Here is a 10,729-nt window from a genome sequence, read left to right as displayed (position 1 = left end):
AACTGCATGAGGATCAAGCCCAACCATAGGCTCATCGAGAACCAGAAGATCTGGTTTATGACAAACAGCTTGAGCAAGAGCGACTCGTTGCTTATATCCCTTTGAGAGATGACCAATCGCCCTTTTCTTTACATCTTCAAGACCACACTTTGTAATGATAGATTCGAGATAGTCTCTATCAACTTGATCATAAATATCTTGAACAAAACATAGATAATCCCAAACCCTCATCGACATATAAAGAGGTGGATGTTCTGGAAGGTAACCAATTCTTAATTCACCACTAAGTTGAATATCACCTTGATCTCTTTCAATCTCACCGAGAAGAATATTCATTAACGTTGATTTACCGGCACCGTTAGGGCCTAAGAATCCATGAATACTTCCTCTTGAAATATTGAAATTCACATTGTGTAAAACTTCTTTACCAGGGTAGGCCTTCTTAATGCCCGAGAATTTTACTAAAGTACTGTCCATGTCCTTCATCCATAAATAATATCGCAATAAAACAACTTCTTTAAAATCCTATCAAAAAATGAAACAATTGGAAAAGTCCCGTAATTCAAATGAGTTAACTTTATTGAAGAATTTCCGAAAAGGATCGTATGACTGATGCGATAAAAAGGTTTAATGACCAAATTAAAAAGGCAACTAAGATTGCTATCACAACTCACATCCACCCTGATGCCGATGGGATTGGAAGTGAGATTGCCCTGTGCATGGCACTTAAGAAGATTGGTAAGGATGTTGTCTGTGTAAATGAAAAAGAACTTTTTGAAAGATACAAGTATCTTGATCCTCAAGATGTCGTCAGATCCTATGATGATGTTAAGGACTCAATCGATAAACTTGATTTACTTATCGTAACAGATACTAATTCTCTTCCAAGAATTGGTCCAAATGTTCAGGAATTAGTCCTCAAGTCTCAGGAATTACTCTTTATTGACCACCACCCTTGTCCAAAGGAGCTGGCAGCAATTCACTGTATTGATTCTACAAAAGCTGCAACGGGAGAACTTGTTGCGGAACTTATCGAATCCCTAGGGCTTAAAATAGATAAAGAGATGGCACTAGCTCTCTATACTTCAATCATCATTGATACGAGTAGTTTTCGCTACCCCACTGTAACAGGAAATACTCACAAGATAATTTACAAAACTCTTAGATGCTGGAGTCAGTCCACCTCAGGCCTTTAATAGAATCAACGGAACAAAGAAAGTTGATTATATGAAGCTACTTGGAACTGTTCTCACATCGTCTCAAACTAATAAAGATGAATCAATCGCATGGATCTCTCTTAACGAGGATCTTCTCGATAAGTTTAAGTCTGAAGCAGAAGACACTCATGGTTTTATTAACCATCTTCTCATTCTTGATAATATCAAAGTCGCTTGTATGTTCAGACAAATTGGCGATAAAGTAAAAAATTTACCTTTCGTAGCCGCTAAAGATGATATCGATGTTGGTATCATGGCCCAAGCTCTAGGAGGTGGTGGTCACAATCACTCTGCGGCCACAATCGTTGACGGCAAGATGGATAAAATAATTCCAGAAGTCATAGAAAAACTAGAAGCAATGCTTAAATATCATGAATAAAAAAGGGTGATCTTAGAATCACCCTTTTATTATTTCCATTCTTCGTCTTCTCTAAATTATGATAAACAGTAACGACATCATCATCTTCTTCAAGCAGATCAATGAGCCTAAAGAATTGATTCTTAGTATCTTCATCATCAATTGCTTTAAAGTTTAGAGGGAGTCTTTCAAGAGTAGCCTCTTCTGGAGTTACACCAATTTCTTCAAGTTTCTTTTGAATTGAACCAAAAGATTCAACTGGTCCAGATACTTCATAGAACTCAGCATCTACTTCAATATCTTCAGCTCCAACATCAATCATCTCAAGTTCAAACTCGTCAGCATCAGAAACATTTGCAACAGGGACAGTAAAGATCGCCTTTCTTTCAAAGACAAATTCGAGCGAACCTGTTTGTCCAAGAGATCCTTTAACTTTATTAAAGTAACTTCTAACATTAGCAACTGTTCTTGTATTATTATCAGTTGAAGTCTCTACGAATACAGCAACTCCACCTGGTCCATAACCTTCATAGTTTATATCTTCGTAACCAGCTCCGTCTCCACCCTGACCTTTCTTGATAGCTCTTTCAATATTGTCTTTTGGAACGTTGAACTTCTTACATCTATCGATAGCAACTTTTAATAGGAAGTTTGTATCAGGATCACCACTTCCACTTTTAGATGCTAAGAAAACATCTTTTAGGGCCCTAGTATAAACTTGCCCCTTAGCTTTATCAGCAGCACCTTTACGCGCCGCAATTTTCGCCGACTTTCTTCCCATAAATGACTCCATGTGTTCTAAAAATTAGATTAAATATAATAGAAAAAATTTAGAATGTTAAGATAGGGAAGGCCAAAAGGTAAAGGAAATGTAAAAGCCTGTCTCACCCCTTCTTAGAGAACCTGTTCTGCTCTATGGTTAAAGAGTGCCATGGAGGAATTATGGAACAAGCAGCAAATAATGACTGGAAAAAAGTCGTCAAACAATACACTACACCAAGCCGCTCAAAGAGTATTTTTCAACTCGTAAATAGTATCGGTCCCTACCTTATTGGCTGGGCCGTAGGATATCAGGCCTATAAAATTCATCCAATATTAGCAATCTTAACCAGCCTTATATGTACGCTCTTCTTCTTAAGAATTTTTATCATCTTTCATGACTGTGGACATGGAAGTTTCTTTAAAACAAAGAAGTGGAGAACATTCTGGGGCCATGTCTGTGGAGTCATCACATTTACGCCTTATTGGCAGTGGACAAGAACTCACGCCACTCACCACCGCCACACAGGAAACCTCGATAAGAGAGGGATCGGTGACGTTGATACAGCGACAATTGAGGAATATAAGAATTTCTCAAAAATCAGAAAGTTTTGGTACATGGCAAAGAGGAATCCTTTTGTTATGCTACTTGGTGGTCCCATCCTGCTCTTTATGCTTCAATATCGTTTTACGATGAAAGAAGATGGGCCTCGTGAAAGAAGAAGTGTGTACCTAACAAATATTCTCTTAGTTTTAAAGGCCGTAGTTTTTTCTCAAATCTTTGGTCTTGAATTCTATTTAGTTTATGAGTTTGCAACAGTCTTCTTTGGAGCCTTCTTTGGTATCTATATGTTCTATGTTCAGCATCAGTTTGAAGATGCTTATTGGAGTAAGTCGGAAAACTGGAGCTATGTTGATGCTTGTTTAAAAGGATCATCATTCTTAAAACTTCCTAAAATTCTTCAGTGGGGAACTGGAAATATTGGTTTTCACCATATTCACCACCTCTCACATCGAATTCCTAACTATTACCTAGAAAAGGCCCATAACGAAAATAAAATGTTTCAATCGCCTCCGACACTAACAATTGGATCGAGTTTGAAATCGTTGAACTTAGTTCTATTTGATGAGAAGAATGACAAGATGATCACTTACAAAGAATATCGTCAGTTAAGACATCATCAAGTCGAAGAGCTCAAATTGGCTGAAGCTTAAAATGACCGAGGTGGGCTTAGGCCCACTTAAAGGTCGTCTTTTTTATTTGTTAAGAATATTGGCAAGGGCATCTTTCTCTTTTTGACTGAAGCTAAAAGCATTGGTCTTTAAGAGTTCTTTCAGCTTTTCCTGAGTTGCTGGATCTTTAGGATCATTAAGCCCGACATCACTACGAATTTCTTCACCTTGAGCATTAACTAATTTCTTAGGTTTTTCAGAATCCTCTACAGCTTGATCTTCCTTAGGGCCTTCAGTAGCTTCCGCTTTTTCAGTCTTTGCCGTTTGAATAACTTCTACTTTTGTTTTTACCTCTGACTTCTTACGTGCGATCTCAAGATCCTTCCCCTTCTTAATAGGAGATTTTCTCTTCATATCCACGGCCATGTCATCATCCATAGAAGTATCAAAGTGTGGCTTCTTAGGCTTAGCTTCTTCCTTGGCCTTTGGGTTCTTTAAGTCTTCAATCTTAGCTCTAATCTCAGACTCAGACAGAGTCTTCGTCCTCTGTTTCTTAACAATACTTTGACCACCAGTTGTCTTACCAACAATTTGCTTTTGAGCAGGCTCACTAGTGCTACGTGCAGCCTTCTTCTTAGGTCGTTGTGTATGATTATTTGCTGTCGAAGATAGAATTCTCATTTTTTCACCCTCAGTAGATTCCTTCCACTTACTTTTAGAATAACAATCTTTACTTTCTTTTTTTAGAGGGCAAACTCTCCTATTGATCGAGACTTTGGGCATTTACCACGACCTCTCCCAAGAATGTTGGCGAAATCAAAAAATGGGTAGTTCGAAAAGTGAACTATCAATAAAAATTAATTTGTTCATTTTATTCATCTCTAACCTATTGAAACCACGACTATTTTCAAAGCTTTTTCAAAAAATAGACTAAAATCTGACAAAAAAACTCTTTGAACTCTTGAGGATATTTTTCTATCCGGCATAATAATTTTCACTTCAGGAATAACCCTGAGTTTTAACAAATTTTTAAAACTTGTGATCTTTTAGGACGTTTGTTAACTGCTGTACGTAATTTGAGCTAGATCATAAACTTCAAAAGGAACGACGTTTCTTTTGAGGCCAACCATGAACACTACATTCGTAAAGACTCTTAGAAACCCAAAAACTGCTATTACAGCTCTACTAATTTCTCTTTCAGTTATCCTAACTTCATGTGGAAGTGGAACAAGCGGAAAGAACTTTAACATCCCCGGCGTAGATGGACCTAACGTAGTTCTTCTTGGAGATGACATTCTTATCAATGTTGTTTTCGAAAATATGACCATTGAAGGTGGTGCGAGATATGCGATTCCTAAATATCCAAACTCGTACGTTGAAATTGCTCCTGATTTAGAATCAGAAGGAACGCTTATGGCCTTCTCTGTATCTCTAGATGATATCTTTGGTGATAGTGTAAAAAGACTTGATCCTTTAACACTACCAGGTGGACGTGCAATTCCAGGTGTATCTTCAGGGACTCTACCAGCTGTTGCGTTCTCAATTGAGAAGTTTAAAAACGTAGCATTCTATATTGGACCACAGATTTTTGGTGTATGGATTCCACTAAAGAAACTTAATATGCCAGGTGCTATGATTACAACAAGATTCTATACTGGATCAAAAAGAGTGGGTAACCTATCTCTAGTTGGTGAAGATGCAAACGGTGAAAATGCTGGTTTCTTCCTAGCACTAACAGTATCAAGCTACCAAGAAAGACTTCTTAAGAGACAAGCTAAAAGATACTAGTCAAAAAAATAAAATGCTCAACTAATACTTGCCCTCACCATTTTGGTGGGGGCATTTTTTTTTAAAGCTCCTCTTTATTTATCCGAAAAGCCCTCCAGACGGTATATTCCAAACAAAGCGAGGTAGTTATGGTAAATGCTATGAGGAACAAGTTCCTGACTGTCCTAACTCTATTAGGACTAACATTCTTCTCTGTATCATGTGGAGAAGGTAATATTACAATTCCAGGTGTTCAAGGACCAAATGTAAATCTACTTGAAGACAACATTATTGTTTCAATGGTTCTTGAAGATGTAACAATGATGGCCGGTGCAACTTACAAAGTACCAAAGTACAACAAGTCATTTGTTGGACTAAACCCTAACCTAGAAGGTCCAGGAACTGTTCTTACTTTTACAGTTTCTCTAGATGATATCTTCTCTGGTGATGTACAAGAGCTAGACCCTAAAACTCTTCCGGGGGGAAGAATGATTCCAGGTGTTGCTTCAGGTGCTCTACCAGCAGTTGCTTTCACTATTAAGGACAAGCTAAAGAATACAGCTTTCTACGTAGGTCCAAAGGTATTTGGTATTTGGGTTCCACTACCTAAGTTTGATCTTTACGGATTTGCTTGGACAAAAGCTTTTAAAGCAGGAAATAAGCACGTTGGAAACATCTCTCTATTTGGTAAAGATGAGAATGGTGAAAACGCTGGTTTCTTCCTAGCACTTTCAGTTTCTAAGTCTTCTCAGATCAAGAAACTAAAAAGACAATCTAGAAAGTACTAATCATATTTTGGAAGTAGCGACTATCTCGCTACTTCCTTCACCCAAATCTGCCATTTAAATTTCGTTTCTTTATTATTATCTAATTTCACTTTAATAGCCCCTCTTCTCTTTTCAATATCATTAACGACGTAGAATTCATCGCCAAGAATTGCTTTGATATTATAGAGACCTTGGTGAAGCTTGTGATCAATAAGGAATTTTAAAAAGAGAAAACTTAGAGGTTTATTCTTACTCCCAAGTTTATCAATTCTCTTCATATCAGTTAGGGCCTTGCGAGTCTGATAAGGTCTAAGTGGTCCATTGAGCATACGAAGAACTTTCTTAGAGTATTTGAAGTCTCTCTTTAAATGAGACATATTCACTTCTTCCTCTGTTTTTGAAACTAAATGAGCTTTAATGGCGGCCTCAATTGCAGAGTCTCGCTCAACAACCTTCTTTGGTTCCTTCTTCTTTGGAACCACTCTCTTAACGACCTTCTTCTTCATCACGGTTTTCTTAATCGTGACTTTCTTCTCTGGCTCATCTTTTTTGGCGACTACTTTTTCTTCAACGACAGGAACTTCAACAACCTCTTCAATAACACTTACACCAAGTTCATCAAACTCACGAAGAGATCCATACCAAAAAACACGACCAGAATCTAAACTCTTCTCTTGTTTTAAGATATTAAGTGAAACAGGATTAATACTCTCTTTAAGTTTATTTAGAACAATGAATTGATCCATACAAGCAGCACCATTTCCAGTTGTGTTCGCAACCTTGAATGCACTACTGCCTAAAATAAAATCGTGAATCCCATTAATTTGACTGATTCCAAAGTAAGAGTCTTCCTCTGAACAAAGATTAACAATTTCTTTCTTCACATACTCGCAAGCAGAGGCCAAAGAAGCTGGGATATCATCCCCTCTAAAATAAGTATCAGCTAAGCTAATTGATTTTCCATGGTATCTCTCCAGAGAATCGAAATTCCCCCCTTTCCTAAGAAGAGGGTAACTCCCCCAGTCTATAATGTCAGGAAAGAGATCTTGAACTCTTCTTACAAAGAGTTTCATATCTTTAGACTTTGGACGACACTGCTTAAATAGACCATCGTAATCTATCTGACAGCGAGACTCCATCTCCCCTAATTGATAGAGTGAGATATGAAGCTTTCTTGCAAATTCATAATTTAAAGATATTGCTGTAAGCCTATGTAGATAGTGGATATATTCAGCAGACTCTACGAAGTCTAATTGGGGACACTGAAAGCTAGGCTTAATAAATTGATTGTAATACGAAGATAAATCCAAGATAGAGCTTGAAATACTCTGCATTGGATAACTCTCATTAAAGTGTGTATCAGAAAACTCAACTTGGCCTTCTCGAAAATTCACACGAAGTGCCGGATCGAGTGGTCCAGAATAGTTTTCAAAATCGCTCTCACCCATCCAATACTTTGAAGCATTCGATGGGCCGGCGATTATTTGTAATGTTGAAAATATAACTACTAAATACTTAAAATAACTCATTTAACCCCGCTGGATCTATTTTACCCATAAGAGACTCAATGACGGTACATAGGTAATAATGACCAAGCAGATTAGTAGCAAAAATAAGAATGGCAATGACGAACGATAAAGCTCAGTTATTGGTCTTTTAAACCTAATACTACTTATAAAGAGGTTAATTCCAACAGGTGGAGTGATATAACCAATTTCTAAGTTAGTAAGGAAGACAATTGCCATATGAATTGGGTGAATATCAAACTCACTTGCCATTGGAAGAATTAACGGAACAACGACGATTATCGCACTAAAAATGTCCATTAAACTTCCTACTGCCAGTAAGAAAACATTCATAAATAATAAGAAAGCATACTTATTAGTGATGACTCCCCTCATCGACTCAAAAATCTGCATTGGAACTTCTTCATCTACTAAGAAATTTGTCAGTCCAAGAGCACAACAAAGAATAATCAAGATAGCACCAACAAGAGTCATCGATTCAACGATAATCTTTGGGATGTCCTTTGTTAGAGAGAGGTCTTTATAAATAAAGCACTCGACACAGAGAATATAGAAGGCCGTGAATGCTGCGGCCTCAGATACTGTTGTGAACCCACCATAGATCCCACCGAGAACAGCGACAGGAAGAAGTAGCTCAAAAAAAGAGGCCCTAAATGAGGCCCAAATTTCTTGGGCATTAAACTCTGTTTTCTCCCTTTGCCAAGTTCCATTCTTCATTGACCATAGAGCAAGAACCACAATTAAAAGTATCCCTGGAACAATTCCAGCTTTAAAGAGTTCATCAATATCAACTTTGGCCACTAGTCCATAGAGAATGATTGGTAAACTTGGAGGAAAGAGAAGTCCTAAAGATCCCGATGTCGTGATAAAGCCCATCGTAAACTTCTCACTAAAACCTTCGTTCTTTAAAATAGGATAAAGAAGCCCACCAAGAGCAACAATTGTCACACCACTTGCCCCAGTAAATGCCGTAAAAAAGGCAGAGACGACAAGACCAACAATTGCAACACCACCAGGTAACCATCCAAGAAGAGCATCGGCAAATCTAAGAAGTCTCTTTGGTGCCCCAGACTCTGCCATGATATATCCAGCAAATGTGAACAGAGGAATCGTTAAGAGTGTCGGTGCCGAAGCGAGGCGATAAATCTCAACAGATACCGCAGAAGGCTCAATATCATTAATTAGAAAAGAAGCTAAGGCCGTTGTCCCAATAACTGCATATAGAGGAACTCCAACAAGAGCAATAATTATAGCGATAATCGCAATTAGACCAAAACTCACGCCTTCTCTCCTCTTGGTGAAAAGTCGAGAAAGTCACAAACTGTTCTTATAAGCATAAGCGCAAAACCTACTGGAATAATTCCAACAAGAGCTGAACTATGAATGCCGAGGAAAACAACTTTTCCATATTCTTTTTCAACATTAAAGAATGAATAACCAGAATAGGCTAACCAGACTAAACCGAAAATTGTTAAGAATGAGGTAATTTTTTGAACAATAAAGAGTAGCTTCTCTTTTTCAGCGGCCTCAAGAGACTTTGCTAAAATCTCAATCGCAATATGACGACCGGTTGCAGTTGCTAGAGTTGCTCCCAAGAATGCCGTGGCAAAAACCATATGCCTAACAAGAGGTTCAACCCATAAGAATGAAACCCCTACCCATCTTAGAACAATTGAAATCACTGAGAGTAAGAGCATCGCAAAAACATTTATAACTAAAAGTGTTTTAACAAAATTATCAATGGCAGAACCAATTTTATGAAACATTAAAGCTCCGCTTCAAGCATTTTTAAAGCTTTCTCAGAAAAAAGTTTTCCTTTTAGCTTTCCAATAATCTGAGTTCTTAATTGCTTTCCTCTTTCAATATCTTTTTGAGGGAAACTTAAGAATTTAATTCCACCAGACTTAAGAGCATTGATGGCCTCAACATTATCTTTGGCGTTTGCCATATTAACGTTCTTTACATATTTCTGAGAAATCTCTTTTACTATCTTTTGGTGTTCAGGAGAGATTTTCTTCCATGTTTTGTCTCCAACAAGAAAGGCCCCGACACAAAAAGAAATAGGGAAATCGACAAGATACTTAACCTTTGTATTCCACTGTAGAGAAAGAATTCCTAGTGGTGGTGCATAGGCCGCATCGATAATACCAGTTGAAAGAGAAGAAAGAACATCTGGAAGTGGTAGAGGAACAGAAACAAGATTCATCGTTTCAATCATTGTGGCAACAAGTTCGTCACCTTCCCATGACCAGATTTTTACACCTTTAAGATTATCTAAACTCGGAGTTTCTTTTTGAGAAACAAAGTAAACATTTCCAATCTCAAAGAACCCTAGGTTTTCGAATTTATTTTGATTAAAAGTCTGATTAAAGAATGGCGTCATCTTCTCAACAGTTGTCCAAGCCTTCTTTCTATTGTGATAGAAAGTAAAAGGAAGTTCGATAACTCTTACATCACCATTGATTTCACCAAGAGCTTTTCCAGTGAAAATCCCTCCATGAAGTTGCCCTACTCTAATCTTTCTAAGAACATCAGGTTCATCTCCTTGAGCTCCACCAAAGTAAAATTTAATTTTTACCTTCTTATCCGTGGCCTTCTTGATTTCTTTGGCCATCTTCTTTTAAATTCTTCGCCCAACTTGTTCCCTCAGGAGCAGAACTCCGACTTTAACTGTAAGAGCGTAAGCATTAATTGTTAAAAGTAGTTGCAAGTGTCGTTAATACGGCTTTCATACTTAATCCTATTAAAAGATATCTTCTTCGAATTCGTTGATAATCTGCATTCTTTTGATTGCAATCATATTATAAACATTTGTGTATTTTTTCTTAGGGAGTCGAATCTCTTGCCCCTTCCAAAACCTCTTGGCCTCAAAATCAGGAGTAACCTTTGAGAAGAAAAGTTTCTGTCTCTGATAAGAGTCTTCATCAATCATTGGAACAGAGTAGAACTCAACATAGGCCTCTCTTAACAAGTAGTTTTCTGGCCACTTATTTATCCCTTTAAGAAACTTCTGTTTACCTTCTTCGGGATCTCCTCCCAACATACGAGGTCTTCCACTATCATAAGAGGCATAGAAAATATCACAAGCTCCAAGGGCCACATCTGGGTCTTTATCACAGGCCCAATCAAAGAGTGACTTAGCAACTGGAAGATAGGCGATAC

The 10,729-nt window shown here is 37.7% G+C and carries 13 protein-coding genes; 5 read left to right on the top strand and 8 right to left on the bottom strand.

The features are described from left to right. Positions 1-477, bottom strand: a 477-nt coding sequence (locus M901_RS15900; protein ID WP_021279242.1) for an ABC transporter ATP-binding protein, incomplete at its 3' end; no start/stop codon positions are given. Positions 478-605: 128 nt separating this feature from the next. Between M901_RS15900 and M901_RS15895 the strand changes: the two genes are divergently transcribed. Both M901_RS15895 and M901_RS15890 read left to right on the top strand, forming a co-directional pair. Further along, a complete protein-coding gene (locus M901_RS15895) occupies positions 606-1,196 on the top strand; it encodes a bifunctional oligoribonuclease/PAP phosphatase NrnA (protein WP_021279238.1) in 591 nt (196 codons plus the stop codon). Positions 1,197-1,227: 31 nt separating this feature from the next. Beyond that, positions 1,228-1,596, top strand: coding sequence for a bifunctional oligoribonuclease/PAP phosphatase NrnA (locus tag M901_RS15890; protein ID WP_021279244.1), 369 nt, complete (start codon positions 1,228-1,230; stop codon positions 1,594-1,596). On the opposite strand, the gene M901_RS15885 is transcribed toward M901_RS15890, so the two are convergent. Continuing rightward, a complete protein-coding gene (locus tag M901_RS15885; protein WP_021279241.1) occupies positions 1,580-2,356 on the bottom strand; it encodes a YebC/PmpR family DNA-binding transcriptional regulator in 777 nt (258 codons plus the stop codon). The two genes, M901_RS15890 and M901_RS15885, sit on opposite strands and share 17 nt — an antisense overlap. A 161-nt stretch (positions 2,357-2,517) precedes the next feature. On the opposite strand from M901_RS15885, the gene M901_RS15880 reads away from it, so the two are divergent. Beyond that, positions 2,518-3,549: a fatty acid desaturase gene (locus M901_RS15880; RefSeq protein ID WP_021279239.1), complete on the top strand. Its 1,032-nt coding sequence runs from the start codon at positions 2,518-2,520 to the stop codon at positions 3,547-3,549. A gap of 42 nt (positions 3,550-3,591) precedes the next feature. Here M901_RS15880 and M901_RS15875 read toward each other — a convergent pair whose 3' ends face one another. Further along, complete coding sequence (locus tag M901_RS15875; RefSeq protein WP_157680074.1) at positions 3,592-4,188, bottom strand: hypothetical protein; 597 nt, start codon at positions 4,186-4,188, stop codon at positions 3,592-3,594. Between the two features lie 447 nt (positions 4,189-4,635). Between M901_RS15875 and M901_RS15870 the strand changes: the two genes are divergently transcribed. Further along, complete coding sequence (locus M901_RS15870) at positions 4,636-5,295, top strand: hypothetical protein (RefSeq protein WP_021279233.1); 660 nt, start codon at positions 4,636-4,638, stop codon at positions 5,293-5,295. A gap of 140 nt (positions 5,296-5,435) precedes the next feature. Next, a complete protein-coding gene (locus M901_RS15865; protein ID WP_157680073.1) occupies positions 5,436-6,062 on the top strand; it encodes a hypothetical protein in 627 nt (208 codons plus the stop codon). 20 nt (positions 6,063-6,082) lie between these two features. On the opposite strand, the gene M901_RS15860 is transcribed toward M901_RS15865, so the two are convergent. From M901_RS15860 to M901_RS15840, 5 genes are all read right to left on the bottom strand, one after another. Next, complete coding sequence (locus tag M901_RS15860) at positions 6,083-7,570, bottom strand: hypothetical protein (protein ID WP_034722718.1); 1,488 nt, start codon at positions 7,568-7,570, stop codon at positions 6,083-6,085. Positions 7,571-7,585: 15 nt separating this feature from the next. After that, a complete protein-coding gene (locus M901_RS15855; RefSeq protein WP_021279235.1) occupies positions 7,586-8,848 on the bottom strand; it encodes a TRAP transporter large permease in 1,263 nt (420 codons plus the stop codon). After that, a complete protein-coding gene (locus M901_RS15850) occupies positions 8,845-9,333 on the bottom strand; it encodes a TRAP transporter small permease (RefSeq protein WP_021279240.1) in 489 nt (162 codons plus the stop codon). Before M901_RS15850 ends, M901_RS15855 begins: the two co-directional genes overlap by 4 nt. After that, complete coding sequence (dctP, locus tag M901_RS15845; protein ID WP_021279243.1) at positions 9,333-10,181, bottom strand: TRAP transporter substrate-binding protein DctP; 849 nt, start codon at positions 10,179-10,181, stop codon at positions 9,333-9,335. Before dctP ends, M901_RS15850 begins: the two co-directional genes overlap by 1 nt. A gap of 129 nt (positions 10,182-10,310) precedes the next feature. Continuing rightward, positions 10,311-10,729: TRAP transporter TatT component family protein (locus M901_RS15840; RefSeq protein ID WP_021279234.1), on the bottom strand; the 419-nt coding region annotated here is incomplete at its 5' end.

This window comes from Bacteriovorax sp. DB6_IX (genome assembly GCF_000447775.1).
GTDB lineage: Bacteria > Bdellovibrionota > Bacteriovoracia > Bacteriovoracales > Bacteriovoracaceae > Halobacteriovorax_A.
This window is presented reverse-complemented; position numbering and strand designations above follow the sequence as displayed.